The sequence below is a fragment of the Paenibacillus sp. FSL H7-0350 genome (assembly GCF_038593195.1).
In the GTDB taxonomy this organism is placed as follows: domain Bacteria; phylum Bacillota; class Bacilli; order Paenibacillales; family Paenibacillaceae; genus Paenibacillus_AQ.
Map to the genome: position 1 here is coordinate 4,926,839 of NZ_CP151972.1, position 19,338 is coordinate 4,946,176.

A 19,338-nucleotide genomic window follows, 5' to 3' on the forward strand; every position below is an offset into this window, starting at 1 on the left:
ATCCAAACCAAGGACGTGAATATATAAACTTATATTCACATGAATTTTGAAGGGAGCTGTGACGTCAATGGATAACAAAGAGCTGGAGAAAACAATCATACAGGTGCTGGACGACAACAGGTTCGGTTCCTTCGGCACGATTGAGGCCGGTAACAAGCCTAAGGTGCGCTACATGGCGGTATTTCATGACGGGCTGTCCATCTATCTCGCAACGAGCCGCAAGACTCATAAGTTAGAAGAGCTTCAGGATAATCCGAATGCTTGTCTGCTGCTTGGTTATGAACAGGGCGGCGGCAAGGATGTACTGGAGATTGAAGCTACGGTTGCTGTGACGAAGGATGATAGCTTGCGCTCTAAGGTATGGAATGAGTCCCTGGAGAAATGGTTCAAGGGACCGGATGATCCCGATTATGTCATTCTTGAGCTGTCACCTTCACGGATTGAATATATGGGCAAGAACGGCGAGCATGGGGTATGGCAGTCTTAAGCGGGTGTCTCCGGTAAAAGGATGGCCGTGTCCGGTAACGGGTGAGTTCTGCCAAAGCCTGAGCACTATATAGTCTGGCAACCCGAGCCTCTTATGGACCTTCATGGTTCAAAAGAGGCTCTTTCTGCTGCTTCTTTCCGGATTGTGCCGGAGGAATCATGCTATAATGGCCTCAGGTTATCGACATCATGAGGCGGAGGGGATTGCCATGAACTGTGTTGATTGTGCTGACATCGACCCGATAGAGGATCAAGGGGAGCTGAAGCTCCGCCCCTGCTCAGCTCCGCTGGCTGCTGCCATCCGAAATGCCGGTTATGAAGTTTATCAGACAAGCAAGACCTGTATCATTCCATATCATCGTAAGGAAGAGCTGTTGAAGCTTATTGAAATGCTGGTGGCGGCTAAGGACATAGCGGATACATTAACCGTATGCGTTAAGAGTAAAGGTGCCTCTGCGGCCCCGGACCGGTGGCTGACCTTTGAGCAGCTGAAGGTCCGCTTCGCTAATGAGAATCTGGTGTCCATCATTATGAGCCATGATTTCTGCAGCCATATGCAGCCGATTGTGAATTTCAGCGAGGAGATTGTCGGTTTTGAATTTCTGCTGCGGCCGCTGGCCCAGGGCAGTTACTTTCAGCCCTATGAGCTATTTGAGATTGCCCGCCGTACAGGGTTTCACTCCTTCCTGGACCGGGCCGCCCGGATCTCGGCGATAGAGACCAGCAGCAGGCTGCTGCCCAAGGGCATCAAGCGGTTCATTAACTTCCTGCCCTCTTCTATTTATAATCCCAAGTATTGTCTTACGCATACCTTCGAGGCGATCCGCAGGCTGGACCAGGACCCGGAGGATTATGTATTTGAAGTTGTGGAGACGGAGCAGATCAGCGATATTCCGCATCTGCGAGCCATCTTCGCCGAATACCGCCAGCAGGGGATGCGGGTTGCGCTGGATGATGTGGGCGCGGGCTATTCGACCATTGAACTGATGTCCAGTCTCCAGCCGGATTATGTCAAGGTTGACCGCAGTCTAATCAGCTTCTGTGACCGGGATGAAGGGAAGCAGCGGATGCTTGGGGAGATTATCTCCAGGGCCGGAGAATTCGGTGCAAGCCTGCTGGCCGAAGGCATTGAACGCCGTGAGGAATTCCTGGTCTGCCGTGATCTGGGCATGGATCTGGGACAAGGCTATCTGTTCGGGCTGCCGGAGGATAAGCCGCCGGGACGGTTCGGAATTACGGCCTGAACAGCAAGTATGAACCTCCCCGGATGCAGGCAGACCTCAAGACTGCTGGTATCCGGGGATTTGTGATGCCATTTGGAAGGAAGAAAGGATGGAGAACAACGTGAGTGTAACCCTATTGTACGTAGAAGATGACCGGGAGATCGGCAGTGCCTTGGCGGCTGATCTGCGGGAACGGGAATATGCTGTGCGCTGGCTGGAGAGCGGGGACGGGGCGCTTGAAGCCGCAGAGGGCTGCCAGCTTGCGATTCTGGATGTGATGCTGCCGGGGCTGGATGGCTTCACCGTCGGCCAGCGGCTGAAGCGGGCGTATCCGGAGCTGCCGGTTCTGATGCTCTCGGCGCGCACCTCCATTGACGATAAGCTTCAGGGGCTGGACTTCGCCGATGATTATCTGACCAAGCCATTTCATCCCGATGAGCTGGCGGCGAGAATAGAGGTGCTGCTGAGAAGAAGCGGTGCTGCTGCGCCCGCCCAGCTCACGCTTAAGCATCTGGTTGTCAGACCGGGAAGCAGTGTGGTCACGGAAGCTGCGACCGGACGGGAGATTATGCTTACCGGCAAGCAGTTCCAGATCTTCTCTTATCTGCTGCGGCATTTGGGCCAGATTCTAACCAAGGAGCAGATCTATGAGGCGGTCTGGGGGGAGAGCTATATCGAAGGCGACAAGACACTGATGGTACATATCCGTTATCTGCGCGAGAAGCTGGAGCTTGATCCTGCAGCGCCGGAGATTATTGAGACGGTCCGGGGGATCGGCTACCGGGTGAGAGGGTGAAGGGGACAGGGCGTTTCCAGCTGCTGCACCGTTCGCTGCTTTTTCGTTATCTGCTGATTATTGTAGCTGCACTGCTGTTCGTGCCCGTTGTTATTCCGCTGACGATTGCTGTGTACAGTATCTTCGGGGGGCTTACTCATACAAGTCCACCTAAGGAGTATGAGCAGTATTCCAGTATAGATAAGCTGGAGATTATGTGGCATGAGGAGGCCCGCAAGCTCCTTGACCAGTCTCCTGCAGATATCACCCGGCGGTTGTCGGCCTTAAGCGAAGCCTATCCGCTGGCGAGAATATTCTGGGTCGATCCTGCGGGGGAAACACAGCTGGTTAGAGAGCTTTCAGGACCGCCGCTGCTTTTGACGGGAGAGGCTCCGGCCGTTCCCGCCCAGTGGAGCGCCGCTGAAGCGGTATCCTTCATGAAGGACAGTGTAGCGCTGAAGCCGCTGGCGATTGTCGCTTTCATAGGGGACCGGGCAGAAGCCGCTGAGGGCTTCATGGTTATGCAGATTCCTGAGGATATTACGAAGAGCAAATATACCGCAGGTCTGGATAAATGGTATACGATTGCCATGCTGGTGTTCTTCCTTCTGTTCATCACCAGCTCCTGGTTCTTCTTCATCATGATCCGCAGAAGGCTGCTGCGGCTGCAGACCGCTATGGTGTTCACCGGGCAGGAGGGCTTACCGCAGATTGTTCCGCCGGGGAAGCCGGATGAGATCGGACGTCTGGAGGAAGCCTTCAATACCATGGTGACGGAGCTTAAGGCAGGCCGTGCCCGAGAGGCGGAAGAAGAGGCGCTGCGTAAGCGGCTGGTGGCCGATCTGTCGCATGATCTGCGGACTCCGCTTACCGTCATTCGCAGCCATCTCCATGTACTGGGCAAGGAGCCTTTGTCACCGAACGGGCAGTCCTCCCTTGACTTGATGGATCAGCGGATCGAGAGCCTAAGCATCCTGATTGAGAACCTGCTGTCCTACAATCTGCTGAACAGCGGGCGCATTGCGCTGCACCCGGAACGCCGGAATGTGCTGAGACTGGTGCGGGAGAGCGCCGCCGCCTGGTATCCGGTGTGGGAGAGGGAGGGGTACCAGATCGATATTGATCTGGAGGCTGTGCCGCTGTACTGGGAGATCGATGACAGCTGGTTCCGCAGAGTGCTGGATAATCTGTTCCAGAACATTCTGCGTCATGCACGCAGCGGATTGTATGTAGGAATACTTACGGAGATCCGTGAGGGCAACCGGGTGATTATCATCTCGGATCACGGCGGCGGCCTTGCGCAGAGCACTGACTCCGCAGGAGCAGGCCTGGGCCTGTCGATTGTTGATCTGCTGCTGAAGCGGATGGACCTGGAATGGAGCATGGAGAGCACGGCGAAGGGAACCGAGGTTGTGATCTGGAAGCGGAACGCCTGAACAATTTAAACGAAATTTAAACTTGCTGCTTCCGTGCTTTTAACCTTGGGGCGTTATGCTGTTACCGAGGTGAAGAGAAGAATGAAGGATACAGTGATAGAGACAAGAAACCTGCTTAAGGAATACCGCGGCCGTGCGGCTGTGAAGAACCTGAATCTCAATATTACAAAAGGGGAAATCTACGGCTTCCTCGGACCAAATGGTGCCGGCAAAACAACAACTATCCGCATGCTGCTCGGCTTGATCAAGCCGACCTCCGGCAGCATTGAAATCTTCGGCAAGGAGCTGCGTGCGAACCGGATGCCCATTCTGCGCAAGGTAGGCTCACTGGTGGAATCGCCGTCCTACTACGGGCATCTGAGTGCATGGGACAACCTGGAAGCGATCCGCCGCATTCTGGCTGTGCCGAAGGTGCGCATTGCCGAGGTGCTGGAGATCGTCTCACTTACCGGGGAGGAGACGCGGCCGGTCAAGGGCTTCTCGCTGGGCATGAAGCAGCGGCTGGGGATTGCGGCAGCTCTGCTGGGCAGCCCGGAGCTGCTGATTCTCGATGAGCCGACCAACGGGCTGGACCCGTCAGGCATACAGGAGATCCGTTCCCTGATTAAGCGGCTGCCCGGAGAGCAGGGGATTACGGTGCTGGTCTCCAGCCATCTGCTGAGCGAGATTGAGCAGATGGCCGGTACGGTTGGTATTATCCGCGAGGGACAGATGGTCTACCAGGATACCATTGCCCATCTCCAGCAGCAGGCGGCCGGCCATCTGCGCCTGGCGTTATCCGAGCCGGAGACTGCGCTGATGACGGCGGTGCGGCGCGGCTGCGGCGGCGAGCTGCAGGAGGGCCGGCTGGTTTTGCCCCGGATGAGTGATGCGAGAGTATCGCTGCTGGTCAAAGAGCTGGTCGAGGAGGGTCACGCGATCTACAGGGTGGAGGAGCACAGGCAATCTCTGGAGGAATTCTTCCTGCAGGTGGTTGGGGGAGGGGAGCTATGATGTGGCGTGCGCTGTCGGCGGACTGGCTTAAGATCCGCGGCAAAGGCATATGGTTCCTCACCTTTCTCGGTCCGCTGGGCCTCATCGCCATGCAGGGACTGAATTTCGGCCTCCGCTATGACTATCTTCGCGGGCAGTACCGCGAGGATCTGTGGGGTGGCCTGCTCAGTGAGGTCATACCTTTCGTACCGATTGCCCTTTATCTTGGAGGCACACTAATCTGCTCTCTGATTGCGAATGTCGAGCATCAGACCAGCGCCTGGAAGCAGCTTTTGGCGCTGCCTGTCTCCCGTACGGCAGTATTCATGGCGAAGCTGCTGCTCTGCCTGCTGCTGCTTATCGTGTCCTGCCTGCTGCTGTCGGCGGGAACCGTCATTCTCGGACTGCTGCTCGGCTTTGGTACTCAGCCGATACCGCTCGCAGATGTCCTGCGGATGGGCTTCGCCGCCTATGCTGCGGCCATGCCTATCATTGCACTCCAGCTGTGGCTGTCTTTAACCAGCCGGAACCAGACCCTTCCGGTATCGGTGGGATTGACCTTGTCGCTGGTCAGCCCGTTCGGTTCGTACTTCACGCAGTGGTTCCCGCTCTCCTGGCCGGAATTAGCCTGGAGTGATCCGCGTCCTTGGCTGTTCAGCGGAGCCGGCCTGGTGGTTGGACTCCTGGTAATCCTGCCTGGAGCCATCCATTTCGCGCGAAAGGATGTGGACTGAATATGAGGAATTTTCTGCGAATCATGTCTGCGGAGTGTCTGAAGATAGCCGGATTCCGCACCTGGCTGTTGATTCTGCTCAGTCCGCTGGTCTCCCTGCCGATTGGTGCGCTTTCGGACATGCCGGGAAATCAGACAATCACCTGGCAGGTTCTGCTGAGTACGATGTCAACGCTACATGCGCTGCTGTTTCTTCCGGTGCTCTCAGGACTCTTCGCTGCCTTAATCTGCCGCAATGAGCATAGTGACGGCGGTTGGAAGCAGCTCCTGGCGCTCCCGGTTACGCGGACTTCAGTATACTTTGCCAAATATGTATTGATAATAGCGCTGCTGGGTGCGGTGCAGCTGCTATTTGTTGGAGGGGTTCTGGGGGTCGGATGGTATCGGGGTGCTGAAGGGGGAGTTCCCTGGGAGCTGCTGCTGAGCAGCCTGTTCGGAGGATGGTTTGCCTGCCTGCCCCTGGCTGCCCTGCAACTGGCGGTATCCCAGGGCTGGAGCAGCTTCGGCGCTCCGCTGGCGCTGAATGTCTGCTTCACCATTCCCAATATACTGATTGCCAATTCTGCCACCTACGGACCTTATTACCCATGGGTACAACCGATGCTGGCCATGTCCCCCTTCGGAGAAGAACGGTTCGGCGCCTTCAACCTGCCGCTGGAGAGCCTGATGATTGTCGTGTCGGGCAGCCTGCTTCTGTTCCTGGGTGCTGGCTTGATAGGCTTTTGGCGTAAGGCGGTATAAGGTTAGCAGGTATAGGAATGCGGCTGGCGGGAAATGTTAAATACTAATCCAATGACTACAACTAACACGGAATATTCGAAGCGAACCCGAACGCAACGCTATACACCGCCGCATGTTTGAGTGAAATCCCTTACGCATTTCCCTTCTCCATGGACATTCGACGCCATTTTTCCTATAATTAATCGTAGAAGATACTATTAAGCGCCGGCGATGCCGGATGAGTATATGGAGGAGGGCGGGAGCATGGAACCAGCGGCACTTGAAGAATGCGACAACACCTGTAATGGTTCCGAACTGGAACCGGAATCTATGGCCTTGATTCTGCCGGACCGCGAGACTACAGATAAGATGGCGGAAATGTTCAAGGCACTGGGCGATCCGACAAGAGTTCGGCTGATTTACGCGTTATCCCAGCAGGAGCTATGTGTGCATGACTTGTCCTCCATACTGGATATGGGACAGTCGGCAGTCTCCCATCAGCTCCGCTATCTGCGGAATCTGCGGATTGTGAAGCGCCGCAAGGAAGGCAAGACCGTATATTATTCGCTGAATGATGCACATGTGGAGCAGATCTTCCTGCAGACTCATGAACATATCCGGCATGAATAGATTGTTATGACAGCAAAAGGGCTGTCCCCAAGCCAGGTAATGGCTTGGGGCAGCCCTTTTATATTATGTTGTGCGGTAAACCAAATATATATGTGCCAGTGCGCCGAATGTATGTGGAAAACAGCATATATTCGGCAGGCCTACAGAATCGTTAGGTTTTCCTCCGACTATCCCGGACTCCCTTGGACTCTCATACTCTCTCACCCTTCTCTGCGTACCACCTCTTCCTCAAACCAGAAGGTGACCGTGCTTCACAGCAGAATTCTCAATCTGCAGTGTGGTATGCTGGATGCCGAAATTCTCTTCCACTAATTGAAGTGCCTGCTGCAGTACCTGCTCCGTATTCACCCCGTCTCTGATCAGCAGATGACCGCTGAGGGCATCCAGGCCGGAGGTGATGGTCCAGATATGCAGATCATGCACATCTTGAACCCCTTCAATGCCCAGTAGAGCCTTCTTCACCTCTTCAGCATTCACGTTAAACGGAGTTCCTTCCATAAGAATATGGAAGGCTTGCTTGATGACACCCCAGGCGCTGCGCAGGATCAGCAGGGCAACCAGCACACTGATGATAGGATCTGCGACATACCAGGAGAACAGGTTCATAATTAGACCAGCCGCCAGCGCGCCCACGGAGCCGAGAGCATCGCTGATTACATGCAGGTAAGCGCTGCGGATATTGATATTGTCTTTAGCCCCGCTTTTGCGCATCAGTGACCACGCACTGACGAGATTGGCCAGCAATCCGACACTGGCAATCAGCATCATCGTTCCGCTGGCTACCGCCGGAGGGGCGGAGAAACGCTGGAAAGCTTCATACATAATGAATCCGGCAATGACGAACAGAGTCACCCCGTTGAATAAGGCCGCCATAATCTCGAACCGGTGGAAGCCGTAGGAGTTCTTGGAGGATGCCGGCTTCACCGCGATAATCATTGCCACAAGGCTAAGGGCAAGGGAGGCGGTGTCACTGAGCATATGGCCTGAATCGGACAATAGAGCCAGACTTCCCGTAAACAGACCGCCGAAGAATTCAAGGAACATAATACCGCCGGTGATAATTAAGGCGATTAGCAGCCCCTTTTTATTATCTGGTGCGTGGGAATGTGAATGTGCATGTGAATGAGAGTGGGAATGCCCGCCAGATTGCGAATGAGCATGTGCTCCAGTATGTGTCCCAGAGTGTGAGTGAGCATGTGAGTCACTATGCGTATGCTCTGCATTCTCATGACTTGTGTGCTCCGATCCACTGCTGTTCGAAGCTGTTACATTCGGATGCTGCCCGGAAGGTTTAACGTTGTTCATTTTGGAATTGTTCATTAGATAGGACCTCTTTTCAGTTAATATATGAATGGTTGCTCATATGTTAATATTATGGCGTCTGCAGGTAAATTACAAGCTTTTCTTATTTTTATTTTGCCACAATCTGTGGGCTGAATGCATTGACACTGTATGTTTCAGGAGAATATAATAGGTGTAAGTTAACATATGAACAAATACTCATATATAGGGACGATCAAGGGAGATGAGTCATTTGAGTACGGTAGAAGACAATGTGAAGCGGAAATGGGTACTGGATGGGCTGGACTGCGCGAACTGCGCAATGAAGATCGAGAATAAGGTCAAGAAGATTGAAGGTGTGTCCTCCTGCACCGTCAACTTCGCCACCAAGACCATGACACTGGAGACAACGGCTGCTGCTGCGGATGAGATCGCCGGGCAGGCTGAGCAGACGGTAACCAAGCTGGAGCCGCATGTGAAGCTACGGGCGGTTCAAGCTTCGCGGGCTGTTAAGAAGCCCTTGTCTGCGGAGGATGCAGCTCAGGTGCGCGGCGTAGCGGTTCAAGGACAGGGCCATGTTCATAGCCACGGCGAACCGCACGGTCATGAGCATGCCCACGGAGAAGTGCATTCCCATGAAGACGGGCACAAGCATTCACATGCTGCTGAGCACAGCCACAGTCATGAGGATTCCCATGGCCACGGACACAGCCACGAGCATGGGGAGGGCGATACGCGCCGCATCCTGATGCGGCTGGGCGGTGGTGCCATTCTGGCCGCTGCCGGGATGTTCCTGCCAGTCAGCGGGATCACCGAGCTGCTGATCTTCCTGGCAGCCTATCTGATTGTCGGCGGTGAGGTTGTCTTCTCTGCTGCCCGGAATATTGTAAGAGGCCAGGTGTTCGATGAGAACTTCCTGATGGCCCTTGCGACCATCGGTGCCTTCGCTATCGGCGAATATCCTGAAGGCGTCGCGGTTATGCTCTTCTATCAGGTGGGTGAGCTGTTCCAGGGAATGGCTGTGAACCGTTCACGCCGTTCGATTACAGCGCTGATGGATATACGGCCGGAGTTCGCTTATCTGAAGGAAGGCAATAATCTGCGCAAGGTGTCCCCCGAAGAGGTTAGCGTAGGGGACAGCATCGTGGTTAAGCCCGGCGAGAAGGTTCCGCTGGACGGGATTATTCTTGAGGGCAGCGCGATGATGGATACCTCGGCGCTGACCGGAGAATCGGTACCCCGCTCGACACAGCCGGGGAGCCAGGTGCTGAGCGGATTCATTAACCGCAATGGTGTGATTACCATTGAAGTGACCAAGGACTTCGGCGAGTCAGCAGTCTCGCAGATTCTGGAGCTGGTGCAGAATGCTACGAATAACAAAGCGAAGACAGAGAATTTTATCACCAAATTCGCCCGCGCCTATACGCCGGTTGTAGTGATAACAGCGCTGCTGCTGGCAGTGGTTCCGCCGCTGGTTCTTAGCGGAGCCACCTTCTCGGACTGGATCTACCGCGCACTGGTCTTCCTCGTTATTTCTTGCCCTTGTGCGCTTGTCGTGTCGATCCCCCTTGGGTTCTTCGGCGGTATTGGTGCCGCGTCCAAGAACGGGATTCTGGTGAAGGGCAGCAACTATCTGGAAGCCTTGAATGATGTGAAGATCGTTGTGTTCGATAAGACAGGAACCTTGACCAAAGGCCAGTTCACGGTAACCGGCAATATTCCGGCGGAAGGCTTCACCGGGCAGGAACTGCTGCGGGTAGCGGCTTATGCGGAGAGCCATTCCAGCCATCCGATTGCGGAATCCATCCGTGCAGCCTATGGCGAAGCGATTCCCGGCGAAGCGATTACCGACTATAACGAAATCTCCGGCCACGGCATCGCCGTTACCGTGGAGGGGAAGGCAGTGCTTGCCGGGAATGCGCGGCTGATGGAGCGTGAAGGGATTGCCAGCGTAACCCCGCAGGAGTACGGGACGATCGTTCATATTGCTGTAGATAAGCGCTACGCAGGTTATCTCGTCATTGCAGATGAAGTGAAGGACGATTCTCTTAAGGCTATTCAGGCTCTGAATGCACTGGGAATCCACAAGACGGTTATGCTGACTGGTGACGCCGCTCCGGTAGCCGAGTCTGTCGGCAGACAACTGGATATTCAGGAGATCCATGCAGAGCTGCTGCCGGGGGATAAGGTCGCGGCGATTGAACAGCTGGAGCGGGAAAAGGGACCGAAGGAGAAGATCATTTTTGTCGGGGACGGGATTAATGATACTCCGGTGCTGGCCAGAGCGGATGTCGGGATTGCCATGGGCGGACTTGGCTCGGATGCAGCCATTGAGGCTGCGGATATTGTAATCATGACGGATGAACCTTCCAAAATCGCCTCCGCCATCGGCATCGCCAAGCGGACACGGACCATTGTCTGGCAGAACATTGCTTTTGCGCTGGGAGTTAAAGCGGTCTTCCTGCTGCTGGGAGCGTTCGGAATTGCCACCATGTGGGAGGCCGTATTCTCAGATGTCGGAGTTACTGTACTTGCTGTACTGAACAGTATGCGAGCTTTACAGCCGCCGAAATCGGTATAATGGTGTAATATGATGCGATAATGAAATAATTATGAAAAGTATAAGCCTTAATGATCCTAATTTTTGGGTCTTAAGGCTTATTTTTATTGCATGTATTATGCTTTTTGTCTATTTATGCCGATATATCAATATATATTTACAGCATATGGAAGACCACAAAGGGTTTCTAGGGGGATTTTGCGGTGAATGAGGCAAGTGTACGGTCCAAATTGAAAATGAATGCAAAGAATGGAAAATCATTGTCGCTACAAAGCAAGTATTCGCTTGTTATTTTGGCAATTGCTATTGTACCTCTGCTTGGTGTCACGATCTTTTTCATGCAGTACTTCGGGGGTGTAACCAGAGACGACAGTGAGGAGCTCGCCCAGAATATTCTGGAGATGAATACCACACGGATCGCAGAGTGGCTGAATACGCGGACATCTGCGGTCCAGGAGCTGATTGCACAGCATCCTGAATTTGATACCTCGAGACCGGATACTATTTTTCCTGTGGTCAAGGTACTCGAAGAGAGCGATACTCAGTCCGAAGGTTACAGCGTCATTAACAAGCAAGGCATTCTGGCCAATTCCCTTAAGCTTACGGCGGATGTAGGCCAATCGGCATATTTCCTGCAGGCAAAGGAGAGTCTTGCTCCGGCTGTAGCGGAGATGTCTTATCTGGAACAGCTCAGTAAATATATTATTCCGGTATTCGTTCCGGTCGTGGACAAGGACAAACAGTTTGGCGGCGGCATCGCCTTCTCGGTGACACCGGACATTCTGATGGAGATGGGCAAAAATATCCACGTGGGCGACACCGGCTACGGATACGTAATCTCGGGCAAGGGTGATTATTACGCCTACTCCGAGACCGAGCGGATCGGCAAGAATATCGCGGATTACGCCAAGACAACAGAGATGAAACAGGCTGTAGAGCATATTCTCGGCAAGGAAGCAGGCTCGGAAGCCTACAAGGGAGAGGACGGCAAACAGGTGATTACCTATTTCCGTAGCGTTCCGGGCACAGACTGGAAGCTGCTGATTACGGTTCCCAAAAGCGAGATTACCGCCAAAGTCACCTCAGCCCAGCGGATATCCACCTTGTTCATTGTAATCATCATTTTAGCGGTCATTGCCTTGGCCTTGTATCTGACCCGTCTGATTGTGAAGCCGATTGCAGCGATCTCCGGGGTGATGAAGAAAGTAGCGGACGGCCATCTCAGCGAACGGGTGACCGTACGCTCCAGTGATGAAATCGGCCAGATGAGCCAGAGCATTAATGATATGATCGGATCATTATCCGGCATTGTCGGTAAAATCGATGCTACAGTGGCCCAGGTTGCTGTCTCGGCAGAAAGTGTGCTGAAGTACGCTAATCAGACCTCGAATACGTCGGCTGAGATTGAGACAGTCGTCCAGGAAGTCGCTCAGGGCATGGGCGAACAGTTCAAGGGCTCGGAACAGGCGGCAAGAGCTACGGAGGAGATGGCGATCGGGCTGCAGCGGATTGCGGAATCCTCCGTCAATGTGTCCGACCAGGCAGAGACGGTCAGCACCGAGGTCGAGAACGGATATGTAGAGATTCAATCCACACTTAAGCAGATGACTGTCATCAGCGGCGCTGCGGAGGAGACCTCGGCTCTGATCAGCAATCTGAGCGGACAATCTGAACAGATTGGCCAGATTGTTGATGTAATCTCCGAAATCTCCAACCAGACGGGGCTGTTATCCCTCAATGCGTCGATTGAAGCGGCCAGAGCAGGGGAGCATGGGCGCGGGTTCGGCGTGGTGGCGAATGAAGTGAAGAAGCTGGCGGAGCGCACGAACAGCGCCATTGTGAATATTGTGGAGCTGATCCGTCAGATTCAGGAATCCACCAGAGCGGCTGAGGTCTCTATGGGGAAGAGCATTGCTGAGATCGGAGACGGAATGGGTAAAATGCAAAACGTAGGCACCTCCTTCGACCATATCCGCTCGTCCATCCGTGAGGTATCGGTTCAGATCCAGGACGTCTCTGCCGTCAATGAACAGATGTCCGCCGGGACAGAGGAGATTACAGCCTCCATCTCCGATATGCTGATCATTGCCAGAGATTCTGCCGAGAGTGCCGAGATGGTGGCGGAGGCTTCCACCGAGCAGCGGAATCTGATGGGCCAGGTCGTCACCTCAGCCGAATCCCTCAACCAGTTAATGAGCGAATTGCGGAGCGAGATCGAGAAGTTTCAATAATATCAGGTGAAATCATCGCAAACACCCCTCTGCCGCACAGGTTACTGTGTGAAGCAGAGGGGTGTTTACTGTATAGGCTATGCTGTTAAGCTTAGTGCTGCTCCTCTAGCGTGAGGCTATCAATTCCCGCGCGGATGATGCTACAGGAGGCGGTGAATTTGGCCATCTCCGTATCACTGAGGTTCAGCTCCAGCAATTCCTGAATGCCACTGCTGCTGATAATAGCCGGTACTCCGGCACATACGCCGCTTTGTCCGTATTCCCCGTCCAGGATGGCGGAGACGGCGATGATTTTGTGCTCGTCATTCAGAATGGAGCGGGTGATATAGGCGAGCGCGCTGCCGATCCCGAAGTGAGTGGAGCCCTTGCGCGTAAAAATCTCCCAGCCGGCATCCTTCGTCTTGCGGGCGATATCCTCCAGATCCAGGCTGCTGAAGCGCTCGCGGTGCTGCTCCATAATCTGCAGAATCGGCTTGCCGCCGATGGTCACATGGGACCAGGCCACGAACTGCGATTCCCCATGCTCGCCAAGGGCATAGCCGTTGACGCTGCGCGGATCGATCGTGAATACTTCCGACAACAGTGTCTTCAGCCGGGAAGAGTCGATGGAGGTGCCTGTGCCGATCACCCGGTGCCGCGGCAGGCCGGAGATCTGCCAGACCATATAAGTCACAATATCTACAGGGTTCGCAGCGACGACGAAGATACCATCGAAGCCGCCCGCCATAATCTCGGTGATGATCTCCCGGGTAATTACAGCAGCAGCATCCAGTACATCCAGCCGGGTCTGCCCCGGCTTGGGATTGGCGCCTGCCGTCAGAATGACGACATCCATCCCCGCACAGTCGCTGGCGGTGCCGGCATAGACCTTGGTGCGTGTTCCGGTGAAGTCCATGCAGTGCGAGAGATCAAGCGCTTGTGCCATGGCGCGGTCGTAGGTGCGGTCAATCATCATGATCTCATCGCATACGGCTTGATTCACCATGGAATAGGCAACACTTGAGCCGACCATGCCGGAGCCGACGATTGCCACTTTTCTCGATTTACTTTTCAATTGCCCCGTCCCCACTCTCTACAAGTATGGTACTATTCTAACCGATCTCATCGCAAGTTACCTGACATAGCACCGAAAATGACCGCTGTCCCCGTCCGTTATTTAGCCACAATTCACATGGAAGGTTAGAGTGTCAGGGTTCTTATGAACTATAATATGCAGCTGATGGGCATTTGGGAAGGCAGAAGGAAAGGGTGCCTCCGGCAGTCATCCCTAAGGCTGCCGGGGACACCCCCCTTTTACATAAATGAATGTCTTACCCCGCTTCGCCCTAGACCCGGGGCTGCGGAATCTGCGGCTCGGCAGGCAACATTCCGGTATAGTGCTTATACATGAACAGTCTCCAGTGGAGGATCATGCCGAAGGCCAGAATGAAGAATAATCCGCCGGACTGAGGAACAGATACATACCGGTTGATGAACTCGTGGAGCAGAGTGCGGACCAGCAGCAGTCCAAGCAGAATGAACGCGAAGCTCTTGGAGCGCTGGGCATAGATCAGCCCTTCACGTTCTTCGAACCGCGTACTGCGGATTAGCGGATAGGCAAAAATAAACCAGCCGACCAGGAAGGCCGCGGCCGCCCACCACCAGGGGAAGCGCACTTCCGGTACGACGAACATGGCGAAGCCAGTGGACATGCCAAGCGGCGGAATCCATATTTTGCGGATCGTTACCGGGCGGGCACTGGCCTTCATGCGGATGAAAATCACCATCAGCGCCATGAATACGGCCCCCAGCGTAGAGCCCACATGCAGAAGTGAGGGGTTGATGTTACCCATAATTCACTGTCCTCTCTGTGATTTTGGTCACTATTGTCTTCATTATAGCAGATAATGATTGGATTTCAGAATGAGGTACACACAACAAACCCGCCAGGAGTCTAACCCCGGCGGGTCTGCTTGCTAAGTATAGTTCAGCAGCTTCATCGAAGAATGCTGCCATAGAGCTTAAGAACGGCTACGTCCGCCAACCGAACGCAGAATCAGGCTTACGATAAAGATCAGAATCACAGCACCGATCAGTGATGGGAAGACATAGAAGTCGCTGACCTTAGGTCCCCAGCTTCCCAGCAGCATGCCGCCCAGCCATGAACCGAGAATACCAGCGATAATGTTGCCAATAACTCCGCCCGGAATGTCCCGGCCCATAATCAACCCGGCCAGCCAACCAATTACGCCACCAACAATCAACATCCATAGTAAACTCATTTACTTCAGCTCCTTTTGTGTTTGTTGTCTTCGATGGTTACTATTAACCTCATGCTCAGCGTTTAAACCAGTGTTAAATTTTGCCGGCACACATTTATTTAGTATTCCAGTCTGTCCAAATTTATGCTGTTTAACCCTGATAAGGCCGCGGGTACATAAAGATGTTATAGTGAATTAATGGATCACCCTCTGAGTGAGAATAGGGGTGTACAGGTTATATAAGATTATATACTTTAGAACAAAAAGGAGCCGCAGCCATGCACCAGCCTAATGAAGTATTATTCTATATTGGAACGTACAACAGTAAGGAGAAAGAGGCCATCCTGCTCGGTGCGCTGGATAAGGAGACCGGAGAAATGAGGCTTATGGGCGGTACCCGGGGGACCCAGAATCCCTCCTATCTGGCGGTCAATGCGGCGCAGACTGCATTATATGCAGTGAGCGAGCAGGATGAGGGTGAGATTCATGCCTATGCGATTGAACCCGGCAGCAAAGCCCTGCATCCGCTGGGCAGCAGAGCAACCGGAGGCGGCGCACCTTGTTATGTCTCGGTTGCTCCGCAGGGAGATTACATAGCGGTGTCTAACTATACGGGAGGCAACGTCAATGTTTTCCCGCTGAACCCGGACGGGTCCTTGCAGGAGATGTCTTCCCAGGTGAAGCATGAAGGCTCGGGAATCCGCAGCGACCGTCAAGAGGCACCCCATCCCCATTCGGTGATCCCGGACAAGACGGGTGAACATGTGCTGGTCTGTGATCTCGGTCTCGACCAGATTGTGATCTACCGGGTGGAGGAAGGGAAGCTGGTCACTCACCGGGAGGCGGACCTTCCTCCAGGTTCAGGACCGCGCCATCTGGCGGTTCATCCTTCGCGGCAATGGATCTATCTGGTCAATGAACTGAGCAATACGGTCACCGTATTCGCCAATGATGAGCCTCAGGGTAATCTGAAGCTCCTGCAGAGCATCAGCAGTCTCCCAGAGCACTATACGGCCGGAAGTGATGACACGGCTGCTGACATCCATGTATCGCCATGCGGGCGTTACCTCTACGTATCCAACCGTGGACACGACAGCATCGCACTATTCCACATCGATAAGGCTACAGGTCTGCTGGAAGCGGAAGACTGGGTAATCTCCGGGGGCCGGACACCGCGCAATTTCGCTCTGATCGGCGGCATGCTGCTCGCCGCTAACCAGAACAGCGGCAATATTGCCTCCTTCCGCATAGACAGTGAGACCGGGCGGCTGATCCCTACCGGCAATGAGCTGGAAGTACCAGCCCCTGTCTGCCTTGTAGCCCTGGACTAACCTGGACAAGTATCTTTGTGCAGGAACGGCAAAGCCCCCTGAACGCCGGAGTATGGCGGGCAGGGGGCAATTTGGGCTTTTTATAGATAGAATGATGTCCGGTTAATACACTCCTGTCAGCGGGTCCCCCCGCTCGTAGAAGCCGATGTCGTCCAGCATAATCTTGTCTTCTGAGCCTTGCAGATAAAAAGTGATATCAGTCAAACTGTCCGGATCAAGCTCCGGTTCTTCCTCAAGGAACAGCTCGAAGGGCAGCTTGTAGGTCTGGTAGACGGCTTCCGAGAGGTTGCTGAATTTGCCGTCACTGATCCGCTCCTCCAGCCACGGACTAAGCGTGAATTCAGTCTGCGGGAGCGGCAGAATATCCATCACCTCGTCCAGAGGGATTCTTGCGGCGGTGCCGTTGCTGTCAGTCAGCTCCACCTCCACATCCGGAGAGAGCTCAGCTTCCGGCATCGGCCCGGCATCGCCGTCCTGGTTAGGATCGGAATTATGGTTCGCCAGGGAGAAGGTGAGCCCCTCTACAGCAGGGGATTTCGCAAGCGTCCGGGTCAGCGTATCGCTGAGCCTAATGCTGTAAGCCGCCTCGGCGTCCGCAGACTCCTGATCCGGGCTTGCGCTGCGCTCCAGCAGGATACCGTAAGAGGGCTTATTGTTCCGTTCACGGTCCTTCGCGGCCTCTTCGCTCCAGTGAAGCCCCGTAGTCGTAGAGACGGTCCCGCCCTGAACGATGCCTCTGTTGCGATCTTCATCATAGTCCGCTACCGTGATATAGGACCCGCTCTGGAAGCGGTTATAATAGGCGGTATCCGGCAGCCACCGGGCGCCGCTGCGGTAATCGCGGAACAATTGCCGGTACTCGGTTCTCCCGTGCAGCGTGTTCTCCAGGAAGGCAGAGACATAGACCTTCGCGATTCTCCGCTGCTCCTCCCCGTCCATGATCCGGGAACGCTTCAGGAACAGGCCGGTCGGCAGCGTCTGGTCATATAGCCCCCAGTCCGTATTGAACTGACTATGGTTGGCATCAGCGATGTAGAGCGAGCTTTTGAAGCCGGGGGTATTGCCGGTGTAGGAAGAACGCATATATTGCCGGTCCCCGTAGAAATCATGCACATCGCCGTCACGGGCGCCCTGCAGCGTCAGATAGCTCACATCCGTTAGACGGGCCTGCTTGCTGTCGATCATTTTATCCGTAGGGGCCAGGGCAATGACTGAAGTAATATGGAACTGCTGAATAGCCTCCAGAACCGGATCACTGCTGAACCAGAGCGATGCATCCGCAGCCATGGCTACAGCCTGGCCGCCCCGGCTGTGGCCGAGCAGCGCAACAGAGTCATAATCAACCTTCTGGTAGAAGGGGGTGCCGGGATGCTCCGCGAAGCTTCCGATCTGCTGCAGATGCTTTAGAATCATCAAGGTCCTTACCTTGAAGTCGTTGTCTGGAATACCCGACCAAGCTGAATAATTCAGGAAATTCTCATCCAGGGCGACCGCGATGAAGCCCCGGCTGGCCAGCAATTCACCAAGATAGGCGTAGCCGCCTTCGGAGAAGTCCTCCATCATATGGTTGCCATGCACCATGAGCACCAGCGGATACGGCCCGTCCCCGTCCGGCATCCATACTCTGGCGTTCAGCGGGAGGGTAGCGGGATCGAATCCCCAGAACAGGGTCCGCAGCGCGGGCCAGGAAGAGATATACCCGGTAGCATCCACGGAAGCAGAGGTTAGCAGGACATCCTTGCTGTACTCCTTGCGCTGCAGATCCTTGCCGCTTCCATAGGTGAAGCTGTGGAATGTATAGCCGCCCGGCTGTGCGGGATCGTCTGCAAGTAAGGGAAGCACCTGTCCGTCTGCCGCCAGACTCTGAAGCGACGGTACCGATACCGGGCTGCTCCCCGTCCCGGAGCCATAGGCCAGTGCGAAGGGGGAGAGGAGGAGTGCCGCTGCCAGCAGACTGCCGCTGAGCATTCTGCGGGTCCGCAGCAGACCGGCCGCAAGTCCCCCTATCCCGCAGGCTAAGGCTGCGATACCGGCGATAACGGCTGCAGCTTCAAGCTCCAGATCGGAAAAATATAAGATTAGCAATACAGCCCCATAAGTGCTGAGCAAAGAGCCTGCGAACAGATGCGGAAGCCGCAGTCCGGTTAGAGAGAGCAGCACAGCCAGCAGATTGCTGGCCAGCGCCATAACAAGCGTTCCTGCGCCAACTGCCAACATAATATCTGCTGCGCTTCCGAGTCCGGTAGGAATACCCATAATAACTATAGAAAAAGCCAGAATGCATAGCGTCCAAGGGCCGCTGAGCGCAGTCCTCCATAAAGTAGTATCATACCTGTACGTTTCCAGAATGCGTCTGCCCAGTTCTTTGAGTACGCGCCTGTGCAGCCGCGGTCCCTGCGGCGCGGGGCCATACTCCAAATCCATTCCCATGATTATTTCCCCCGGTGCGTTTTCCACTCTATTTTTTCACTCTATTAGATGTAAGCAATGATATTACTTTGGGGCAGCAATAACAAGTGGAGCTTACAGGAACGGGCGCCACTTCCTGCCCGGGGCCCGTGGATCGCCGTCTTTCATTCAAAGTGAAAAAAAGGTTTGACAGCGCGGGAAGCGTTCAGTATTATATCTCTATAACCTACTAAATGGGTAGGAATAATCGAATAAGTTCTTACCGTACAGACGGAGGAACGCCTGCTTCAGGCTCGCAGATACGTGTCTAT

At 54.4% G+C, this 19,338-nt stretch carries 15 protein-coding genes and 1 pseudogene; 11 read left to right on the forward strand and 5 right to left on the reverse strand.

Going from position 1 to position 19,338, the window contains the following annotated elements; all coding sequences use genetic code 11:
* The first annotated feature begins 67 nt into the window (after positions 1-67).
* The 8 genes from NYE24_RS22565 to NYE24_RS22600 all read left to right on the forward strand — a co-directional run bounded on the left by NYE24_RS22565 (position 68) and on the right by NYE24_RS22600 (position 6,975).
* Positions 68-487: a pyridoxamine 5'-phosphate oxidase family protein gene (locus NYE24_RS22565; protein ID WP_342476728.1), complete on the forward strand. Its 420-nt coding sequence runs from the start codon at positions 68-70 to the stop codon at positions 485-487.
* A gap of 208 nt (positions 488-695) precedes the next feature.
* On the forward strand, positions 696-1,730 hold the full coding sequence (locus NYE24_RS22570; protein ID WP_076160187.1) for an EAL domain-containing protein: 1,035 nt from the start codon (positions 696-698) through the stop codon (positions 1,728-1,730).
* A 100-nt stretch (positions 1,731-1,830) separates the two neighbouring features.
* Entirely contained in the window at positions 1,831-2,505 is a 675-nt protein-coding gene (locus NYE24_RS22575) for a response regulator transcription factor (protein WP_036702141.1), read from the forward strand.
* Positions 2,502-3,920 carry a sensor histidine kinase gene (locus NYE24_RS22580; RefSeq protein WP_051494110.1) on the forward strand — a complete coding sequence of 473 codons (1,419 nt, stop codon included), beginning with the start codon at positions 2,502-2,504 and terminating at the stop codon, positions 3,918-3,920. The genes NYE24_RS22575 and NYE24_RS22580 overlap by 4 nt, the downstream gene beginning before the upstream one ends.
* An 81-nt stretch (positions 3,921-4,001) precedes the next feature.
* Entirely contained in the window at positions 4,002-4,913 is a 912-nt protein-coding gene (locus NYE24_RS22585; protein WP_342476729.1) for an ABC transporter ATP-binding protein, read from the forward strand.
* Entirely contained in the window at positions 4,910-5,626 is a 717-nt protein-coding gene (locus NYE24_RS22590) for an ABC transporter permease (RefSeq protein WP_341028459.1), read from the forward strand. The genes NYE24_RS22585 and NYE24_RS22590 overlap by 4 nt, the downstream gene beginning before the upstream one ends.
* A 2-nt stretch (positions 5,627-5,628) precedes the next feature.
* On the forward strand, positions 5,629-6,366 hold the full coding sequence (locus NYE24_RS22595) for an ABC transporter permease (RefSeq protein ID WP_036702071.1): 738 nt from the start codon (positions 5,629-5,631) through the stop codon (positions 6,364-6,366).
* A gap of 243 nt (positions 6,367-6,609) precedes the next feature.
* Entirely contained in the window at positions 6,610-6,975 is a 366-nt protein-coding gene (locus NYE24_RS22600; RefSeq protein WP_036702072.1) for a metalloregulator ArsR/SmtB family transcription factor, read from the forward strand.
* Positions 6,976-7,203: 228 nt separating this feature from the next.
* Here NYE24_RS22600 and NYE24_RS22605 read toward each other — a convergent pair.
* Positions 7,204-8,112 (reverse strand): annotated as a pseudogene (locus NYE24_RS22605) (cation diffusion facilitator family transporter); the annotation flags it as partial.
* Positions 8,113-8,500: 388 nt separating this feature from the next.
* Here NYE24_RS22605 and NYE24_RS22610 point away from each other — a divergent pair.
* Positions 8,501-10,837 carry a heavy metal translocating P-type ATPase gene (locus NYE24_RS22610; RefSeq protein ID WP_342476730.1) on the forward strand — a complete coding sequence of 779 codons (2,337 nt, stop codon included), beginning with the start codon at positions 8,501-8,503 and terminating at the stop codon, positions 10,835-10,837.
* A gap of 215 nt (positions 10,838-11,052) precedes the next feature.
* Entirely contained in the window at positions 11,053-13,047 is a 1,995-nt protein-coding gene (locus NYE24_RS22615) for a methyl-accepting chemotaxis protein (protein WP_342476731.1), read from the forward strand.
* Positions 13,048-13,138: 91 nt separating this feature from the next.
* On the opposite strand, the gene NYE24_RS22620 is transcribed toward NYE24_RS22615, so the two are convergent.
* The 3 genes from NYE24_RS22620 to NYE24_RS22630 form a co-directional block, all read right to left on the reverse strand.
* A complete protein-coding gene (locus NYE24_RS22620) occupies positions 13,139-14,101 on the reverse strand; it encodes an L-lactate dehydrogenase (protein WP_036702075.1) in 963 nt (320 codons plus the stop codon).
* A 271-nt stretch (positions 14,102-14,372) separates the two neighbouring features.
* Positions 14,373-14,879, reverse strand: a complete 507-nt coding sequence (locus NYE24_RS22625) for a cytochrome c biogenesis protein CcdC (RefSeq protein WP_036702077.1) — start codon at positions 14,877-14,879, stop codon at positions 14,373-14,375.
* A gap of 168 nt (positions 14,880-15,047) precedes the next feature.
* Entirely contained in the window at positions 15,048-15,308 is a 261-nt protein-coding gene (locus NYE24_RS22630) for a GlsB/YeaQ/YmgE family stress response membrane protein (RefSeq protein ID WP_036702079.1), read from the reverse strand.
* Between the two features lie 257 nt (positions 15,309-15,565).
* On the opposite strand from NYE24_RS22630, the gene NYE24_RS22635 reads away from it, so the two are divergent.
* Positions 15,566-16,618: a lactonase family protein gene (locus tag NYE24_RS22635; RefSeq protein ID WP_076160199.1), complete on the forward strand. Its 1,053-nt coding sequence runs from the start codon at positions 15,566-15,568 to the stop codon at positions 16,616-16,618.
* 102 nt (positions 16,619-16,720) lie between these two features.
* Here the strand turns inward: NYE24_RS22635 and NYE24_RS22640 are convergent, their stop codons facing one another.
* A complete protein-coding gene (locus NYE24_RS22640) occupies positions 16,721-19,048 on the reverse strand; it encodes an alpha/beta hydrolase (protein WP_342476732.1) in 2,328 nt (775 codons plus the stop codon).
* Positions 19,049-19,338: the final 290 nt, after the last annotated feature.